Genomic DNA, 19,928 nt, shown 5'->3' on the forward strand with positions numbered 1-19,928 from the left:
ACTCACTTTACTCTTTCTATAAGAGACCCCCATCATTTATTTCTAATAAAAGATTTTCACAAAATGAAATATTAACAAAGTTAAAATATAATTCTATTTTCATTATTTCACATTTTGATTATTCTGAAAATTGAACAAAAGGAGTATCTTTTCTCTAAGGATTCTATGCCTACATAGTACAAAAGAACTACCTTGTCCTTTATTCTTTGTGATACAGAATAAAGCGACACGATAGTTCTTTGATATATTTCTTATTTAATCTAGCGGAACCAATTGATTTCGTACTGCATAAATCACTGCTTGCGATCGACTTTTCACATTTAGTTTTTTAAAAATTTTATTGATGTGTATTTTAACTGTTTTATCACTAATATATAAAACTTCAGCAATTTCTTTATTACTAAGTCCTTTTACTAGTTCAAAGAGAATTTCCTTTTCACGCTCCGTCAGTTCATTTTCATTTGATTCTACTTTCATTTTTTGCTGATGATATGTAATTAATTTTTTAGTCATACGCGGATGAATAACTGAATCACCTCGGTATAACATTCGAATTGCTGCTACTACCTGATCTGATGATGAATCCTTCAATAAATAACCATCAGCACCGGCCTGGAGTGCATCCATTAAATACTCGTCATGTTCATACATTGTAAACACAAGTACACGGCAACTCGGATATTTTTTTTTCACTAACTCTGTAGCTTCAATCCCATTTTTCCCTGGAAGATTAATATCCATCAAAATACAATCTGGTCGGCACTCTTCTACCTTTCCCAATACTTCATCCCCAGAGCTAGCTTCTCCAACCACTTTCATATCAGATTCATCCTCTAGTATGCTCCTAATTGCATCCCGTAAAAAAGCATGATCATCTACTACTAATATTTTAATCATTTTACGCACCCCTTGTTTGTGAATCTGGAATTAACAGTGTAATTTCTGTACCTTTTCCTACAGAACTATCAATCTGTAAAGTAGCCCCTAATTGGTCAGCTTGTTCATTCATATGTAATATACCATAATGTGGCTCATTCTTCGTTTTAACCATAGACTCAAATAGTGAAAAGCCAACTCCATTATCCTTAACCCTTAAAAGCACGTGTTCACTTTGATAGCTGAGTAAAACATCAGCCTTTTTTGCCTGTGCATGTTTTACAATGTTTTGCAAACTCTCTTGTAATGTATCAAATATAACTCTTTCTTTTGAAAAACTAAGTGCACGTGCATAACCTCTTTCATGATAGGTAATGTCTAGTTCATATTCTTGTTTTAAAGATTTTATTTTACTTGCTATTGCCTGCTTAAGACCTAATTGTTCTGTCGGATATGGTTTTAAAGCATAAATTGAATAGCGAACTTCTCCTAGGCTTCCTCTTAAATCTTTTATGCTTTTCTCTACTACTTGCTGCATATCTTTTGATTTATCACGGTATTTTTTCTGCGCGGATTCTAGTTGGAATATCACCCCGGCTAATGTTTGCGCAATACCATCGTGAATTTCACGGGCGATTCTATTTCTTTCTTCTAAGATCATTCTTTTTTCCTGTTCAGAAATCAATATCCTTGTTTTAACAACGTTAGCTAATTGGTTAGAAAATGTAGCTAACGACTGTACATCCTCCGGAAAGAAACCTGCATTTCTACTTTTCCCTGCAACAAACATTCCGACTAATTCATCATTTACTATAAGAGGAAAATATACAAGTGAGCGTATAACACTATCAAATATTTCATCTCCAGGAGCCGTACCAATTTTCCAATCATTCAATACAAGATTTTTAGAAAGTTCCTCAAACCCCCTTAACTTTTCTGAATCATCAGGTATATCAGCGCAGACTTTCCCATCTTTTAACAGAATATTCCAGTTCTCATCATCTTTTGTCCAAATTACATATGCTTGTATGCCAAAAAAACCTTTAAGTGCTTGTTTAATATGTTTCAAGTTTCCTCCGGTTAATCCTCGACTAATTTCGGTCGTAATAAGAAATAACTCATATAATCGTTCCTTCTCCATCCTTATCCGTACAGAAAAAGAACTAATAACAGAAGTTGCTACAAGTGGAAAAAAGAAAAACAGTACTGTAATCTCGTTTACCTCCACACTATATGTACTAATTAATACGTGCATCAGTGCCGAATAAGAGAAACCAAAAGTTTCGCAAAGAAATACCGTTACAGTTTTTTTATACCACTGATGGATTGAATATGGCTGCGGAAGGAGTATCATTAACAAATCGTAAAAACGATTGTTGAAAAAACAAAAAAACACGCAAAATAATAACAAAAATATTAAATTTTCATACAGAACTGATATATCTATCGTAGTAATGAATAAGGACATACATTTGTTTGAAAACCATTCGGCCAAAATCAAACTTAGTGCATGCTGAGTACTATTAAATAACATTCTTTGTATCGGTGAACGACGATGCAGGTGAATAATTAGCGTTACGAGTACAATAGCAATAATAGTTATATGGATTCCAAACTGCCAATTCATAGCGTAAATGATCGGAAAGGTAAGCGAACTAGTTCCTCTCCAAAATCTTACAGGAAAATACTCTGCGATCCCCATAAATAGTAACAACAATATGAGTATTGTTGGATGAGAAGGGATTTTAATTTCAAGTAAAGATATAGTTATAGTAACCAAACCAAGAAAAGAAATAAAATAAAGATAAGTACTAGCAATCTTTTCTCTCATAAAGATAGAATTTACATCTTTCAAAACAACCCCTTCTTTCTTTATAAAAACTTCATTTCCTCTATTATCCAACAAAAAACCGGCACTGGCAAAATGGAAGAACATCCACTAGCCAATCACCGGCTGTGTACTGCACCTAAAAAGGCAAGACACAATACTAGTATATATTAGTTTGTAAAGTTTACCCATTAGTCAAATGGTGTAATTTTACATACTTTTAGACTTAAGTCTACTAGTACAAAAGATGTATACGAAATTCAAATTTTGATTCACTAAAAGAATTCTAAGAAAAATAGGAAGGCAATCGTAAATACTTATCTATATTAATTTCATCTAAATCCTTAGGTTATGCAGGTGTCAAATACTCCCCATCTAATATTTGCAAATAACCCATGAGATAATCTCCTTATATAATAAATATGAAGTTTAACACTTTATATTTATTGAAGAAAAGACGATGCATACAGTAATCAAATCTAATTAACATATCATTTGATTATCGGTAGCGAGTTCAAATAGACTTCCTACTCTCAGAAAGGAACCACCAATTCATATTATTTCCTCTATTTCTATGTTTCTTATTTGATCCTAATTGACTAAATGATTAGGGTTATTGCAAATCAAAATAATAAAACCGCATCTCCAATTGTTAGATAACTATCTAATACATTGAAGGTGCGGTTCACTTAGGTCATTGATGTTTCAGCTATTCTCTTTATTTGAAAATTACATCTACCATACTAATTTAATATTATATTCCTGAAGCCAACCATTAACTTGAAGTAAATAATCTATTATACCTCGTGCATCATTACCTGAAATTACTTCGTCTTTTCCTTCTGCAATAGCACGGACTCTTTCTACATTAATTAATGGCAAAATAGGTGATTCAGGATCGTTCAACACATGTAACATCCTTTCACTAATACCTTGTAGATAAGAGGCATCCTTTGTGCTTGGATATGCACTTTTTTTGCGATAACGTACATCCTCTGGAAGTACATTTTCAAAAGCTCGACGTAAAATACCTTTTTCAATATTGTCTATACTTTTCATTTCGAATGGGACATTCCATAAGTATTCTACAAGCCGGTAATCGCAAAATGGAACTCGTACTTCAAAGCCATTCATCATACTTGTGCGATCTTTTCGTTCTAGCATAAATGGCAAGAAACGTGTAATAAACATGTAAGACATTTGACGTTGCTTCCTTTGCAGATCACTTTCACCTTCTAAAAAGGGAACCTCAGCAACCGCATCTTCAAATTTTTGTTTTTGGTATTTTTCAGGGCTAATCTTCGCTTTAAAATCCTCTGATAAAATTTCTGTACTATACCATAAATTAACACTCCAAGGGAATATCTCTGCATCTAAAAACTTTGCTTGATGGAACCATGGATATCCTGAGAATACTTCATCTGCAGATTCGCCTGAAAGTGCAACTGTTGCGTCTTTTTTCATTTCCTTAAATAGCAAATAAAGAGACGTTTCTAGTTCTCCAACTCCTGGTAGATCACGCGCTCGCATTGGAGTTAATAAATACTCTATTAAACTATCTGATCCTAACTCTATAGAGTGATGCTTTGTTCCTACATATTCAGCCACACGTTTCACCCAAGGTTCATCACGATCGAAACGAAGGAAGTCTTGCTCAAAGTCTTTTTCATCATTGATGAAATTCAGGGAATATGTATGAAGGCGTTCCCCTTTATTCCCAAATTCATTTCCTGCTAAACCTGTTAAACCACTGGAATCTAAACCTCCGGAAAGCATAGATACCACTGGTTTATCAGCAATTAACTGACGTTTAACCGTATCTTGTAAAATGGAGCGGATTGTCTCGACTGTTGTATCAATATCATCTACATGTTTTTTACTTTCAAGTTTCCAATACTGTGTCGTAGTCGAGCCATTAGAGGTAAACGTCATATAATGGCCAGCACGCACTTCATGTATATCCTTGAAAATAGCATGACCAGGAGTACGTGTTGGTCCAAGACAGAATATTTCAGAAAGTCCTTCTTTATCTACTTCTGCATCTACAAGCGGGTGCGAAAGTAAAACTTTTAACTCTGAACCAAAGAGAATTGCACTCCCTCTTTGAGCGAAGAATAAAGGCTTCACCCCTAGATGATCACGACCAAGTATCAATTTCCCAAATCTTTCATCCCAAATACCAAAAGCAAAAATCCCATTTAAGTGTTGAACACAATCTTCTTGCCATTCTAAATAAGCATGTAGTAATACCTCTGTATCAGACTGTGTCTGAAATTCATGACCTTTCTCCTCAAGTTCTTTACGTAATTCTTGATAGTTATAAATTTCTCCATTGAACGTAAGGCCAATCGTATCATTTCCATCTTTATACAGCATAGGTTGAAGGCCACCTTCAGGATCAATGACGATGAGACGTCGATGACCTAATGCCGCTCGTTTTGAAAACCAATGCCCCTCTGCGTCAGGTCCTCGGTGAATGATAGCATCTGTCATTTTTTTTAACGTTTCTTGTTCATTAGACAAGTCTTTAGACCAGTCTATCCACCCTGCAATTCCACACATAGTGTCTACCTTCTCTCAAATAGTATAGAAATCGACTAAAATCAGATATTAGTCGGTTTTTCGTAAAAAAATCCGACTAAAAACATCTTTTAGTCATGTTTATATAATAAAATGAATCGAATGAAAAATCAAATAATTCAATCGATAAAGAAATCACTTTCCCATTTCACTTGAGTTCTCATCGTCCGATTAAAAAATTATTAACTTAAACTTTCACCTTTATCCTAAGCTATAAAGTTGTATTCTATTATAGTTATATACTAGAAATATGAATGATGTGTGTTATTCTATAAGGAGCAACTAGGGGACTTTCTATTAGGCGTTAAAAAATGATAAATCGACTGATAGAGAATGTAATGAAAGAAAACTTCGCTAAATATTTCAAGGATAGGGTGTAGACAATGATCAAATTAGAAAAAGAAAATAAAAAAAAGAAAATCATTCAATCTGCCACAATACTGTTCTCTACGCGTGGTGTCCGTAACACAACGGTTGATGAAATTGCAAAAAAAGCTAAAGTTGGTAAAGGAACTATTTATTATTACTATACAGATAAAACTGAAATATTATGTGACTGCTATATGCGTCATATTCAGCTTAAACGCTCACAATTATTTGATTTATATAAAGAGGAAAAAGATGTTTTACTTCGAATACAAAAAATCCTTCATTATATCAGCCTAGAATATCATCAAGATCCCTTTGTTTCTACACTCTTTCAAGAATATAAAGAGTACCATTCACCTGAAATTACAGCTTGTTTTAAAAAATCTGAAGAAGAAGCAATTAAAATGATAAGTAATTTGCTCGAAAAAGGTTATCAGCAAGGAACTTTGCATAAGGTACCTTTACCGCTAACAGCATTTATGTTAGTACGAATGATTTTTAACTATGAACAGGATTATATAAAAGATGATAAAAGTGATAAAGAATTTCTGCAGTTGCTAAAGCATATGCTTCTTAAAAACTAGTTTTAACCACATACAAAAAAATAATTGTGATACAAATATCTGAAAAAGAAAACCGCCTAAAAGGGTGGTCTTTTTTTGGCTTTAAATCAATTACTTCTTAATTTCTAATTTAAGGGCAAAAGCGAAATTAGAAATTGCTCTCAACTTCCAACGATGATAAATACGTTCAGCCATTCCAATTTCGCTATAGACCATATAATCACATACAGATTCTCCTTCATTAATAATCTCCCTCTACATCCTACCAGTACAGCCATGATCTAATCGGCTTAAAAACTAATCAATACGGAATGACATTGACTCCAACCACTCTTCATGCCCGCTTTATTGCAAATTTGCAATCGCTATATCCTCCAAAGCCTTTCCAACAGTATGTATAGGGCCACGTTCTCTCCTTTCATAAGGAGTAGTGACTTTCATTTCCTTACGAATCATTCCTAACTATTTATATAAGAACACCCTCTAACTACCCTTGCATTGCTAATCTATCGGTTTTTGGTAAGAAAGATAATTGTTTAATCATGTAAAACCACTGCTTTTTATTTTAAAATCACTTTTGTCTTAACGCTTCGCGTCTACGTTCATAATAAGGACTATGCATCCCCATTCCCCCAATTTCACGAGTACTTAATTTCTCTTTTTGTTTTTTCTTCTTTCTTTTCTTGGATTGCTTTTTTACTCACGTAACTGATCTCTTAATACCTTCAATTTCTCATCTCTTTTTTCATAATAAAAAGAACACCTATTCCTAAAACAGCTTTCATTGCTACTTTAATGAATTGATGTCCTCTAGTTTTCTAGTCGGACTATATAATATTTAAAATCCCTCTTCTAAAAGTTATTAATTTCTTTTGATTAACTTTATAACTCATGCATGACAACTATGATTTTCTTTTATCAACATAATATTCAGTTTTATCTATTGTTTGATTTAACTAATTCTCATTTTGGCTATTTTAATTTATTTTTTTAAAATTCCCCATTTGATAATTTCAAACTACAAGCGTATGAATATCATTAGTATTTTTAAAATAATAAAAATTTCACAAAACATTTTCATTATTTTAAAATTTATCTACATCATGTAAATTCTCAAAAAATCCTCCCGTAAATCTATGTTTTCCACCCCGGCGTAATATTTTTTCTAGACCATCCATATCTTCCGAAGGAAATACAGGAATAGGCACAGTATTTATATTCTCCATGTACTCAGGTAATAACGATCTTAACGCGATATCCATTCTTATTTGGCCCGCACGCATTAAAGTATTAATCTCACTATCATGAAAGCTGTCTAAATCAGTGCGAAGACCAGCTAACAGACTTTCAACATCCTTAGAACGATTTGGTAATTTATAATCGGGTAAAGAAGTTTTATCATTATAAAAAGGATTATTATTTTTTTCGAATAAAGATTGAATAGGTTTACTAAGAATAAGTTGCAATCCTGGGTATATTTGGGGATCTAAGGTTTTTAATAGTCTTCTCCTTAAAACTACAATTTGACTATTAGATGTATCTAAAATCCGTTTCGTTAATTCAAAATGCGAAGGTACTTCATCTTCTTTCCAAAATTTTTCAGATGCAGAAGCGTCTAAAACAAGGTAAATTTCATCAATACTTGCGTCTGGATCGGGAATAAATTTCATAGGCTCTTTTCTATGTTTTGTATTTGAAGGAGAACTACTGTTTTTGTTATCACCATCTGATATTAATATCGGCTCAGTCCCGATATTATCAAATACCCCTCCATCAGAAAACCAAAGTGTGTCAAATTTCAACAAAGGATTCCCCTGCATCCTATTTTCTAGATCACTAAAATTTCTTCCCTCTAATGATAGTGATATAGGTGCGAATAAAATTGGAAAAGCAGCTGAGGTCGCAACAGCATAAGAAACTGTAATATCATCAAAATCATTTGATTTTCCAATAAGTGTTCCATATATTTCTTGGTTGGAAAAATAAAACATTCTCATCGTATCTAAACAAGTTGTATTACAGTACCATTTGATAGGGGAATTTTCTAATTCCTTCATTCTTACCCCTTGACATAAATATTTATCTAACATTGTCGGAAAGGCTTTGCTGCATTTTTCACGAATAGACTTGAAAGACAATGCTTGTTTTGTAAACGAATTTGTAAGTAACTTTGTACGAAGGTCTATTTGTCCTAATTTTACCAACGGATTCACTACACGTTCTTCAAAATCATTTACATTACGGAATGATCCACCTTTATGTAATGCAAGCATAATAGCGGCGGCAGTAATGCTGCCACCTGAAACAGAACTAATGCTATTTACACAATGATCTAGCTTACATTCAACTAAACGTTTATATCCCCCTAATGCATAAAAAGTCGCTCTAAACCCACCTCCAGAAAATGCTAATTTCAACTCCTTCTTCATCTATGATTCCTCCTTAACTCTTCCACCCATAAAGTTCGAGTAAAGATATGCGAAACGTTAAAATATAAAATACTTCTTAGTAATAAAGTAATTCATGGAATGTATCACTTACATGTGATACATTCCATTCAACAAATTGGAAATTAGTTTTGTTTTTTTCTGTTATTCAAATCTCTATCTGTACTCTTTCCCATGATACTTAATAAATCCTACAGGACGATGAGTAAAGTGTATTACCGCATACCCTGGGTTACCTTCGCTTGGAGTCGCAGTAGTTTTATCTAAATACTCACCTTGTAATTCAATTTCTTCTCCCTCTTCTAAATCTGGGATACGATTTGGTATTCCTAAAGTATCCCCATAACGAATTGCACAAAATACTATCGTATCGATAGTTAATGATTCTGGTAATCCATGAGCATCAATAAGTTCTACTTGATCAACTATAATATGTTGATGAGTACCCCCTTGAGGGTTTGTATCATCTTCTTCCACTTGTTTTATGATTCCTTTAACATGAACAATAGGACCGTGATGTGATAATGGATGACGATGATGCTCCATAGGATGGTCAGCTAAAGTGTGACCATAATGAGGGTGTCTTTTTAAATTTTCAATCATAATGCTACCTCCAAATGTTATTATAGATATTGCGCTTTCTTGAACAATCTTTTGTATGTTATATCAAGATTATTCATTTTTTATTTATATTAGTATAAATAGAAATTCAAAGAATACCTTTTAAAATAACGTTTTTATTCGGTTTTTTAGAATAGTGAAAACCACTCTTGCCATAAATATTACAGTTAATTAAGTATGTAGTAATTATCTTGTGACATTTTTTAAAGGGCACTTATACAAGGTGTTCTCTTTCTCTTGTTATAAAATAAAGACTTCATATACATTAAAAATGTACATACACTAATCATGATTATCTCATTATTAATTATTGAGTATCACTTTCGATACACTCCTTACTCATAGAGTGCCTTCCCCCCATTGACTGCACTCTTTCAAAACGGGCTCTTCCCTCCGTATCTGCTAGGAACAGGCAGGTAGCTTAATTATTTGCACTTTTATCTTAAAATCTCTTGTTCATACTATTTAGAGAAGACATCTCATGCCATTGAGATCAAACTCCAGCACATGTTAATTGGACAGCCGTCCCCATATAAGGAACGTTTTATTATCTTCCCTCTCTCTTTTTGTATTAAAATATACAATTATATATTTTAATACATCAACATTAAAAATTCTTCATTTAGGGGCTACTTTAAAACCTTAAGTTGATGGGCATGTGGCGGACCCTACTAATATTCTTGCTTTTAAATCATTTTCAATATATTATATTTATATAGTAATATAAGAATTACGGTATACAGAAAGGGATCAAATCTATTAGTAAGATTTAAATTCTTTTCAAAGATAAAAAGATTTTATCAAAACGTAATATAACTTATGCTTGTCTTTTTAAGATGTATCTAGTAAAAACACATTTTTTATCAATACAATTGTGTTTTCAATATAAATGGAAACTTTTAAATAGAAGTTTATTTACTTTCAATGATAGGGGTTAGCCGTTCTAAAACATAGAGAAATAAGGCACCATACATAGTATCTGACAAACTTGAGAGGTTTTGTATGTAGTTTGCTCATCACAGATAAAAACAAAAGAGCCTTACCTATCTAGGCAAGGCAAGACTATACTAGTTTAGTTATATAATATTTACATAACAACTAAGAAACTAAAAACATATAACACCAAGTAGCAGAAACCTAATATTCCTCCTACAGCTAATACCTGTTTAGCCCAAATTTTAATTTTCAGATTACTGTAAATTACTTGTACTCTTTCCATATTTCCTCCTATTAGTGAAAACCCTTAAAGACTCACTCCTCGATATGATACCATTAAAGAATGACTAATAGAGCCTATTTTTTGTCTAAACGTATAAATATGCAATATTGCATACAAAAATGTATTGTTATAAATGAAAACGCTTACTATAATAAAGTTATAAAGATTCACACATCTTAATACAAAAACAGAGGAGAGAATACTATGGAAATCGCAATGGCAGTTTTAAAATTTATTGGTGGAGCAATCCCATTAATTCAAGAACTTCTAAAAGCATTTATGTAATTTCATTCTTTATAAATATTATCATACAAATGATCTGTATATCAAAAATGAATTGATTTACAGATTATTTGCGTGAGCAAGGTCTCTTTAACATTATTAAGGGGATTTTTTCAATTTTAAGAACTTCTTAGTCTCATCGTACCCTGTAACAAACCCTAGAATAGATTGATAAGTTTGCAATGTTACTGCCAAACAATTTGTTCTTTCACCTTTAGGCATCTAGGTGCAGCCCTTTTCGATTCCAACCATGCTTTTTTTCTCAGCCAGTTCCTTGTACTTCATACCTTTCATGTAATCTTCTTGAGCTAACACGTGTTTTTGCTTCACTTCATATCACCCACCACTTTCTATACAACTAGGAAGAAATTCGTTTATTTTCCTCTTCGAATGACTTTTTTACAAAGAAAAAAGCCTTGCATTTATGCAGGGCAAATATAAATTAGGGACTTTATTTAGATAAAATTACTGACAAGATTTCATACTACTTATACTTGTGGAGACGGGAATCTTGCGGCTTCAAAATGCGTACTATTTTCTACATTTGAAATAACTCCAGCTACGCTACTTTGTGCAAAAACCTCAACTATATCCCCTGCATTCAATTGAATTATCGATGAAACAGCTACAACATTAGCAAAGTTTATTGGGCCAAAAAAATCATTATCTATTGCAATTGCCGGATTCCCATTAACACGAATTTCTACCCGCGCTCTATAGTTCACGTTTAGATTATTGGGAATGAACGCAATTGTTCCAATAACAGAGTAAACACCTCTTGTCTTTGGTATAAAAATAGATGTTGCTGGGTTATATTCATTTGCTAAATCAAATTGTTCATTTTGGAATAAAACTTTAACAAATGTATTTGCTGGCAAATTTTGATTAACTGTACTCACAGCTCTAAAAGCAGATGCTCTTACAAGATTATATCCCTTATCATCAGAACAACAATTCACTTTTACATTAAACCAAGGCTTTTCCTCATGCTTTTTATCACATTTGTCATAACTCTTACTGCTTTTATGACAGTCATGATATTTCTTTTTGGAATCCTTACAATAATCATCGTAGTAATAAGACATACTAGATTCCTCCTTTAAATTTATTACTACATACTATGTAAGATAGATTAGATAAGTTTGGACGAGCTGTTACTATTTTTAATAGAATTACAAATCTCACCATAATGGCAGAACACAACTAAAGTAAGCAACTGGAAAGCGATGCTCAGGAGTATAATAACAGTCTTTCTGACATTTTCATTATCTGTATTTTTAGCCATTATTTTGTTTGTGGTATATGGATTAAGTTAAAAAGAAAACCTTTAGGTACCCCTGAATAAAACTCAATATTCCGTCAATAATATAGACAACCCAATTCGAACCATATTCCATGATTGGAGCAGTTAGCTTTTACTAACTGCTCTTTTTTGTAAAAAACGAACTCAATTAAATGCACGCACATATAATATTCAGTGTTCCTTTCTTTATAAAATAGTCTTTACAAAATGTATCTCGTCACGAGAGCACTTTATTAAGTGCTCTTTTTTATTTTTAAACTAATACAAAATGAAATTTTTATCACATAGCTAATTGTTAAATATTTTACGCTTATACATTATAATGGAATAGTTATTGTATATTGGCATTAAGAGGAGCGTCCGGATTAAGCGCTTCTCCTTTTTATACAGTAGGGTTTTGGTTAACATTCACTTATCTACCATCAAATATATACAGATTTAAAACTTTATAGTAAAAACCTTCACACCCTTTATTTTAATTATATTAATATATTAAATGAAGAGTGTGATAAATTAATGGAACAACTTGACTTTAGTGCTTTAGAACAACCACTATTTTTGTTAGCACTTCAATTAATTGCATTTGTATTGATCATTTATATCGTATACAGAATCTTACACAACACCATATTAAAATTAAATAGCCTAAATGGACTGCACATGCGATAGCTACGGTATTTTCCCTCGTTAGTGCCTATCAATCTTTTATGAATTTCATTTAAAAACATTTTTCTTTATTTCTCTCCTTTGTAGAGGAATCTATCCTTTACCATGCAAAAACGTCAGGCAACTTAATTGTTTGCCTGACGTTTTTGCCGTTAGTTATTTTCAAATAACTATTTTGTTAAGTTTTGCTCCATCCATTTTTTATACGTCTTTCCGCTAAGCATATTTGTCCAGAAAATCCTATATTATTGAACAGAATTATCGACTCTCAATTTACAATTTTCACTTTCAATATTGTAACCATCTATAATGGAACTATACTTTTTCAAGGGAGGAATCTAATGTATATATCAAATAGGATTGGCTTATTTAGCTGGATTGCAACTTGCCTATACTTTTTAATTGAACCTTTCTTTATTTTCACTTCTACAGCACCTTATAACTATTTGCATCATGCAATGAGTGACCTAGGTGTAACAACCTGTGGAGAATTCACCTACGAAATAGCGCCTTATGAAATATGCTCCCCTAATCACTTTTGGATGAATTTACTCTTTATTCTTAATGGAATAACATTTTGTATTGGAGTACTATTTATTTCACAACATCTAGAAAAAACAAAAATTAATAAAATAGCAACATTTTTTATACTTATAATAGGAGTCTCTACTATAGTTTCAGGATTAATCCCTGCAGATATAAACCTAATTGGACATTCTATTCTAGTTTGGATAGGTATGCTTACTGTATTTCCTGGATTATTTATTTTTGCTAAGAATCTTAAAAAAGATGGAAAATGGACATATTTCTGTTTACTAAGCTTAATAGTAATAACAATCCTTATCTCACTTGTTTTTCTTTTCCCCTTACCTGCAGGCCTACTACAAAGACTTTTTTACTTGGTTCTTTTCGTTTGGGGAACTGTATCAACCTACAAATTGATAAAATAAAGTTTTTATACAAAAATGCACATTTATCAGGAACATACGTAAAATAATCATGATCAACTCAGTGGTAGTTATTGAGCACCTTTTATGGCGCTTTTTATTTGCAACTAAATAGAGATTTTTTTAAAATTTCATAAAACTTCTCTTTACACAAATAAGTTCAAAATTATCTATTTAGCATATATAATACTTTTAAGCAGTTTAAATTCTATACATAGGTAATGGAGGCATTAAAATGGGGAGTATCCCAAATTCACTACCACAACAATCAATCTCAAAAATACAAATTAATCCTAGCAAGAACCCACAAACGAATAAAAAGCTAAGACGTCGCCTTTTATTAGCACTTGCTTTTATGCTACCTATGGTTATTTCCATTCAAATCTCCATTTATAAGCAAGAACAAATGATTCAAGAAAAACAAATTACACTAAATAAAGAAAAGAAAAGATTGTCTGAATTAGAACTCATAGGACGTTATTATGAAAACGATATTAAAACTTTAACAGAGAGCGAAAAAGGTATTTTAAAGTTCGCAAGGAAATTGTATGGATTCTCTAGACCTGATGAAACTATATTTCAAATAAATGAATAGTTTTTCAAGACATAAGCGATTGTCATTAATCATGAAGTGATTTAATGATAAAAAATACATACAATAAGTACCCTATACATCATATTAGATTAAATCTTATTAAAACAAAAAGGGATGTCCTAGTAACATATCTAGGACATCCCTTTATTTTTACTCATCTTAAAACATAACTTGTCTAAATTTCAAGATTATATATATCTCTAACAATTAAACAAATATTAGAGATATCTTCTACCTAAAACATCGTATTATTATTAGCGGCTTCATTTGGAATCTCTTGAATTACATCCCAATGTTCAACAATCTTTCCATCCTTTATACGAAAAATATCCACTATAGCAACTCCCTTATCTTGAGAATTAGTACGAGAATGTACATGGAGGGCAACTGTATCTCCTTCAGCTACTACACGTTTAATCTCTGCAGAGGAATTTGGATTTTTTACAAAGTCCTCCTTAAAGAAATTCATGAAGGCTTTTCGGCCATCAGCAACAAAAGGATTATGTTGCTTATAATCTTCACTTACATATTTAGGGATAATATCGATATTATGTTTGTTAAAAACTTCATTATAGAAATCGACTACCATCTTTTTATTCTTTTCTTTTTCTGTCACATTACCTTTCGATACCGATGCAGCATTCTCACCCTTTATTGAATGGCCTTTGGTATTACCAGTTGAAGCTTGAAATATCAAAGTCGACACAATTCCTAAAATAAACACAGAAATAATTATTACTATTAAATTTTTCTCTACTTTCATATATACCTACCTCTTCTAATTTTATAATTCATCTTCGTTAACACCTTTGATACAGGAAAAATCTTTCCCATAATGTGATGTAAGAGATATTGTTAGGAAAACACATTTATTCTAACAATACTCCTTATACGAGGCATGTTAGAAACTAGTAATCCTAACTTAATACCTCATTAACAGTTGCACTGTCCACAATTTGAATAAACTTCTTAACCTTATCGTTCTCATCAAACTCATAAAGATGACAAAAATCTGCTACAAATGATTTCCCTGTTACTTTATACGTTCCACTATATTTTCCATACACGATAACAGTATTGTTATTAAAAGCATAAATTTCATCTTTATCGCTATAGTTATCCCATTCAGTCCCAAGACGTTCATGTACATTTTTAACTACTTCATCAGGACCTACATAAGTGCTCACATATGGAAACCCAGCAGCTTCTGTCCAAGATATATTTTCACTTAAATACGTTTTAAAAGTATCTAATTTTCCTTCGCCAGTTAACACATACGTTTCGTGTAATAGTTTTTGATATTCATTCATAGCATTAACCCCAAGGCATTTCTTTTGTTACAACTTTTGCACTTAATTCTAATACACCTTTATTTGCATAGCCTGGATATGCTGCATCAAGTTTTGCTACAAAATCTTTTGAATTCTTACTTTCCTCAGAAGCTTGAATTGCAGTTCTTAAATAATCCATAGTTTCAGTAATTGCTTGATTATTTAATGATTTTTCAATTGATCCATGGCTAGGTACAATTACGTCAGCTTGTAATGCTTGTAACACTTTCAAGTTCTCAATCCATGCCTCCATTGCTGCTTTTGAACTAGTATCTGCTAAGAATACATGTATTTCGTTAAATACATCAATACCACCAATTAATAATTTTAGCTCTTTATTAAACAGGCTAGTTCTGTAATGATCTAAGCCTACTAGTTCAAATGTTAGTCCCTGAAAACCAATAGATTTTTCCTTAAACACTTGAGGTAATATCACATTACTTGGTGCATTTTCTCCAAGTGCATCTTTCCAAACTTTTAATTTTCCTAAGACAGAATGAACAATATGTTCAACAGTAGACTCTGTAGCATACGCTATAGCTTCTGGATAAGCAGCTTTAATGCTCTCTAATCCAAAATAGTAGTCTGGATCCCCATGAATAATAAAGATTTTATCTAGAGATAAGCTATTTTTTTTCAGATAATCAATTATTTCTTTCGAATCAGACTGAGTAAATTTTGAGTTTATTAAAAATGCATGTCCTGCTTTCTCAACTAAGGTTGCAGTGACCATGAAACTTTTTTCGTCTGAACTAAACACCGTCAATTTTACATCTTTTTGATTTGTATCGATTGTTTTAAACATAGAATGTTTCTCTCCTTTTGTTAAAGTTATGAAATAAATCACACATTTTTTCTTGTTCAAATAGAAACTCCCTATTCAATTCACCTGAAAGTGTGACAGCACAAACATTTATTCGGGAGATAAATGTCAGTTGGTGTAAGATAATATGTTTATTACTATGGCCTATAATAAAATTGGACTATTTAAATACAAATTGAAACCAACTATTATAAAAAAGGTTTAGTCCATTTACTTATAGTAGTTTTTCTTAAAACGTTACATGCAATATACTGTAGCTTAAGATTTTTTAATATAAACTTTTAAAACGTGCTTCGATTTTATCTGGCGTCATTACCCCGCCACCAATAGGAATAATTTGATTATCCTTTTGTAAAAGTAATGAAGGATAACTATTAACACCAAGCTGTCGAACTTTATTGAAATCATTTTGGACATCTATTACTGTTTCTTGAGCGTTTAAGCGTTCTAATACTTGTTCAGGGTCCAAACCATGCTCGATTGCAATCTTACGATATGTCTCAGGATCACTTAGACTTTGTCCCTCATAATAAAACGCTTTTTGCATAGCCGAAGTGAATTCTAACAAACGGCCTGGAGCTAATGAGCGTAATGCCGAAAAACCAATTGCAGCATCTTTCGAATTCATTTTAAAAGTACCTTCTTCCACCAATTTTTGATATGAAGGACCAAATTCTGCACCTGTGAGTTGATTAATTCTTTTATTTCCCTCTTCTATATATGAGAAATTTTTCATTGGTAAATTATCTAAAAATAAACCTCCACATAAAACGGTTAACGGTATTTCAGTGTGGTTTTTGTAAAACCCTTTAATACTTTCTGAAAAGCCATAGCACCATCCACAATAAGCGTCCCATACATAAATAAGGTTATCTTGTTTCGTCTCCATTTAAATCTCCTACCTTTATTTTTATTATCCAGCTCAGCTAAATTTCGGGTTTATATAAGTACATCTTTTTATATCTTGTTCTTTTTTGAGTTACCTTAATATATTTTTCAAAACTAACCCTTTCAAAAAAGATTAAATTTGATTTTTAACAAAAGATAACTGTGCACATTTTTTTCAAAAAACAGACACCATATGTAACTTATTTGATTACACCTTCGTGTAACTATTCTAGTTACAACTAGTATATAAGTCAATTCTTTTTTTACAAAAACATTTAATTTCTATCCTAGCGCTTCCAGAATTCTAGTATCAAATACTTTTCTTCTTGTTCTTAAATTTGTCATAGTCCTTAGTAAATTAACCCCAAAATTTATCAGAAAGAAACGCTCACTTTTTAATATGCTTTATATAAAAACTACAACATAACATATAATAAAAAACGGCGAACCCTACAGAACAGGATTATTAACATATAAAGTGACAACCATTTTGTTAAAACCACAGGAATTCAACATTTTTGTTATGGTATAGTAAAAGGTATAGAGACCATTCATGTCCTGTACAAAAAAGCGAAGTCTTCAACCAAACTTCGCTTGTCATTGTATTATGAATTACAGGAATTATTGCTAAATGCCAAAAATTTATTTCTTCAAACATAGATCTTTTTTATTTCAGCTAACTTTGCAAAAGAATTTGATCAAATATAATTAATTATTGATTAACCGCTTTAGCCACAAGGACTGCGTATGCTTCTGCACCTACATTGGTTAAATGAACACCATCAGGTGCAAAGTAGTCTTTCTTTCCAGCACTTGCTGCATACCAATCAACTAGAGTTACATTAGGATATTTAGTTACTGTTACTTTCAGTCTCTCGTTCACAATTGATTCCCACGGACGTGGCACTCTCGTATTAATAAATATTATTTTATGTTCGTTTCCAATTAATTTTATTAATGAAACAAGTTGCTCAGTAGTAAAGGCTCCATTTGTACCTAATCCGATAATGACATAGTTTCCTAAATTCCCTTCATTTTTTAACTGTTCAACTACTGGAATCGCTTTTGACAGCTGACGGCCAATTTGCGCATCAATCCTAATATCAGGAAAAGTATTTTTTAAATATGGAGTAATATCAATCATAACGGAATCGCCTATCGCAGTAACTGTGAGCGGATTTTTAGGGTATGCAGAATTTACTTCTTTTGATTCCCCTTGATTTAGAGGCGTTTCTTGATTTGGTTTTTCCCAAACAGCAACTGGATGTGGCGCCGGTTGTGTTTGTACTGCTTCCACCTTATCTTGTTGATAATTCCCCTTAGCCTTACTAGCATTTGATAAGCCTAAAACTGCCATTGACGTAAAGAATAATGAACAAACTAAAGCTAACTTAACACCTAAAGTGACATTTTGAAGTCTTAAGTTCTTAAACTGAATGTTCCGGAGCGCACCTTGTCGGATTGGTTTTTCGATAAACTTCCATGAAATTTGCGCAATCAATATTATTAGAAGAAATTGAAGGATTGCTCTTATTATTGAAAAATCCCCTGCATTTACTTTTGGAGTCGTTAATGTCAGAATTGGATAATGCCAGAGGTATATGCCATACGATCTTATCCCTACCCAACGTAAAGGTCTAAATCGTAAAAATTGAGCAATGCGACTAGCTGGATGAGCTAGATTTGCCACTAACAATGCTGTTGCAATTGATAAGAGAACCATTCCTCCCTTGTATAGAAATGGATCATATTGATTGGTCTTCCAAAACATAACCAAAATAATAATAAGAGCAATGCCACCCACTACATCAAGAATGAAACGCGCCTTCGGGATAATTTTATTAGCAAGCCTATTGCTTGGCCAAACTAAGGCAAGTACCGCTCCAATAAGTAATGAAAAGGCCCTCGTATCTGTACCATAATATATTCTGCTCGGATCAACTCCAGGTTCATACAAAATTGCCATTGCTAAAGCTGAAGCAAATGCTCCTAGACAAATCAATAAAATCATACGGGATTGTTTGTTTATGTAGTAAAGTCCTAAACTAATAATAAACGGCCAGACAACATAGAATTGTTCCTCGACTGCTAACGACCAAAAATGATTTAATGGCGAAATCTGGTTAAAATTATCAAAGTAGGATAATTTATGATATATATACCACCAGTTACTAACATAAAATAATGCCGCTAATGAATCTCCACGCATTTTTTCAAGTAAAGAGCTATGAAAAATCGTAATCCATGCCAATGTTATAACGAGCATAACAAGCATTCCTGGAAGCAATCTTCTTGCCCTACTAAGCCAGAATTTTTTCAAATCAATTCTCTTATTTCTCTTCCACTCCATGGCTAGAATATCTGTAATTAAATAACCTGAAAGTACAAAAAATACTGTAACTCCTAAAAACCCTCCAGGCATCCAATTAAAATTAATATGATACAAAATAACACCTAGTATAGCTAGACCCCTTAGACTGTCCAACCCTACCATATAACGACTATTTTTTTTAAAAGGTTTAGTCATCCTACACTCACCTCTATTTCTTGAAAACTAGGTTAATAATAACGTCATAAAATGCTATTAATT

14 protein-coding genes and 3 pseudogenes are annotated in these 19,928 nt (G+C 32.2%); 5 read left to right on the forward strand and 12 right to left on the reverse strand.

Annotated elements, in window-relative coordinates:
- Window positions 1–255 precede the first annotated feature (255 nt).
- From MR083_RS02140 to asnB, 3 genes are all read right to left on the reverse strand, one after another.
- Entirely contained in the window at window positions 256–897 is a 642-nt protein-coding gene (locus MR083_RS02140) for a response regulator (RefSeq protein WP_242268392.1), read from the reverse strand.
- Window position 898: 1 nt separating this feature from the next.
- Complete coding sequence (locus tag MR083_RS02145) at window positions 899–2,731, reverse strand: GAF domain-containing sensor histidine kinase (RefSeq protein WP_242268394.1); 1,833 nt, start codon at window positions 2,729–2,731, stop codon at window positions 899–901.
- Window positions 2,732–3,439: 708 nt separating this feature from the next.
- Complete coding sequence (gene asnB / locus MR083_RS02150) at window positions 3,440–5,266, reverse strand: asparagine synthase (glutamine-hydrolyzing) (RefSeq protein ID WP_087996904.1); 1,827 nt, start codon at window positions 5,264–5,266, stop codon at window positions 3,440–3,442.
- A gap of 401 nt (window positions 5,267–5,667) precedes the next feature.
- Between asnB and MR083_RS02155 the strand changes: the two genes are divergently transcribed.
- Window positions 5,668–6,237, forward strand: a complete 570-nt coding sequence (locus tag MR083_RS02155; RefSeq protein WP_242268396.1) for a TetR/AcrR family transcriptional regulator — start codon at window positions 5,668–5,670, stop codon at window positions 6,235–6,237.
- A gap of 90 nt (window positions 6,238–6,327) precedes the next feature.
- Here MR083_RS02155 and MR083_RS02160 read toward each other — a convergent pair.
- The 3 genes and pseudogenes from MR083_RS02160 to MR083_RS02170 form a co-directional block, all read right to left on the reverse strand.
- Window positions 6,328–6,760: pseudogene (locus MR083_RS02160) on the reverse strand (ArpU family phage packaging/lysis transcriptional regulator).
- A gap of 541 nt (window positions 6,761–7,301) precedes the next feature.
- The gene (locus tag MR083_RS02165; RefSeq protein ID WP_242268398.1) at window positions 7,302–8,645 is read right to left on the reverse strand and encodes a patatin-like phospholipase family protein; all 1,344 of its coding nucleotides are present in this window, start codon (window positions 8,643–8,645) and stop codon (window positions 7,302–7,304) included.
- 174 nt (window positions 8,646–8,819) lie between these two features.
- Window positions 8,820–9,266: a hypothetical protein gene (locus MR083_RS02170; RefSeq protein ID WP_014893727.1), complete on the reverse strand. Its 447-nt coding sequence runs from the start codon at window positions 9,264–9,266 to the stop codon at window positions 8,820–8,822.
- Window positions 9,267–10,602: 1,336 nt separating this feature from the next.
- Between MR083_RS02170 and MR083_RS27985 the strand changes: the two are divergent.
- A pseudogene (locus tag MR083_RS27985) lies at window positions 10,603–10,788 on the forward strand (hypothetical protein).
- Window positions 10,789–11,273: 485 nt separating this feature from the next.
- Here MR083_RS27985 and MR083_RS02175 read toward each other — a convergent pair.
- Window positions 11,274–11,870 carry a complement C1q domain-containing protein gene (locus MR083_RS02175; RefSeq protein ID WP_242268400.1) on the reverse strand — a complete coding sequence of 199 codons (597 nt, stop codon included), beginning with the start codon at window positions 11,868–11,870 and terminating at the stop codon, window positions 11,274–11,276.
- 734 nt (window positions 11,871–12,604) lie between these two features.
- On the opposite strand from MR083_RS02175, the pseudogene MR083_RS02180 reads away from it, so the two are divergent.
- From MR083_RS02180 to MR083_RS02190, 3 genes and pseudogenes are all read left to right on the forward strand, one after another.
- Window positions 12,605–12,810, forward strand: a pseudogene (locus MR083_RS02180) (hypothetical protein).
- 285 nt (window positions 12,811–13,095) lie between these two features.
- Window positions 13,096–13,704, forward strand: a complete 609-nt coding sequence (locus MR083_RS02185) for a DUF998 domain-containing protein (protein ID WP_087952268.1) — start codon at window positions 13,096–13,098, stop codon at window positions 13,702–13,704.
- Window positions 13,705–13,936: 232 nt separating this feature from the next.
- Entirely contained in the window at window positions 13,937–14,296 is a 360-nt protein-coding gene (locus tag MR083_RS02190) for an FtsB family cell division protein (RefSeq protein ID WP_087952269.1), read from the forward strand.
- A 235-nt stretch (window positions 14,297–14,531) separates the two neighbouring features.
- Here the strand turns inward: MR083_RS02190 and MR083_RS02195 are convergent, their stop codons facing one another.
- From MR083_RS02195 to MR083_RS02215, 5 genes are all read right to left on the reverse strand, one after another.
- On the reverse strand, window positions 14,532–15,059 hold the full coding sequence (locus MR083_RS02195) for a nuclear transport factor 2 family protein (protein ID WP_087996896.1): 528 nt from the start codon (window positions 15,057–15,059) through the stop codon (window positions 14,532–14,534).
- Between the two features lie 154 nt (window positions 15,060–15,213).
- A complete protein-coding gene (locus MR083_RS02200; protein WP_242268402.1) occupies window positions 15,214–15,606 on the reverse strand; it encodes a nuclear transport factor 2 family protein in 393 nt (130 codons plus the stop codon).
- 4 nt (window positions 15,607–15,610) lie between these two features.
- Window positions 15,611–16,432: an MBL fold metallo-hydrolase gene (locus MR083_RS02205; RefSeq protein ID WP_087952689.1), complete on the reverse strand. Its 822-nt coding sequence runs from the start codon at window positions 16,430–16,432 to the stop codon at window positions 15,611–15,613.
- A gap of 286 nt (window positions 16,433–16,718) precedes the next feature.
- On the reverse strand, window positions 16,719–17,339 hold the full coding sequence (locus MR083_RS02210; RefSeq protein ID WP_048554401.1) for a DsbA family protein: 621 nt from the start codon (window positions 17,337–17,339) through the stop codon (window positions 16,719–16,721).
- A 711-nt stretch (window positions 17,340–18,050) separates the two neighbouring features.
- Window positions 18,051–19,865 carry an acyltransferase family protein gene (locus MR083_RS02215; protein ID WP_242268404.1) on the reverse strand — a complete coding sequence of 605 codons (1,815 nt, stop codon included), beginning with the start codon at window positions 19,863–19,865 and terminating at the stop codon, window positions 18,051–18,053.
- Window positions 19,866–19,928: the final 63 nt, after the last annotated feature.

The sequence above is a fragment of the Bacillus cereus group sp. BfR-BA-01408 genome (assembly GCF_022663305.1).
In the GTDB taxonomy this organism is placed as follows: domain Bacteria; phylum Bacillota; class Bacilli; order Bacillales; family Bacillaceae_G; genus Bacillus_A; species Bacillus_A pacificus.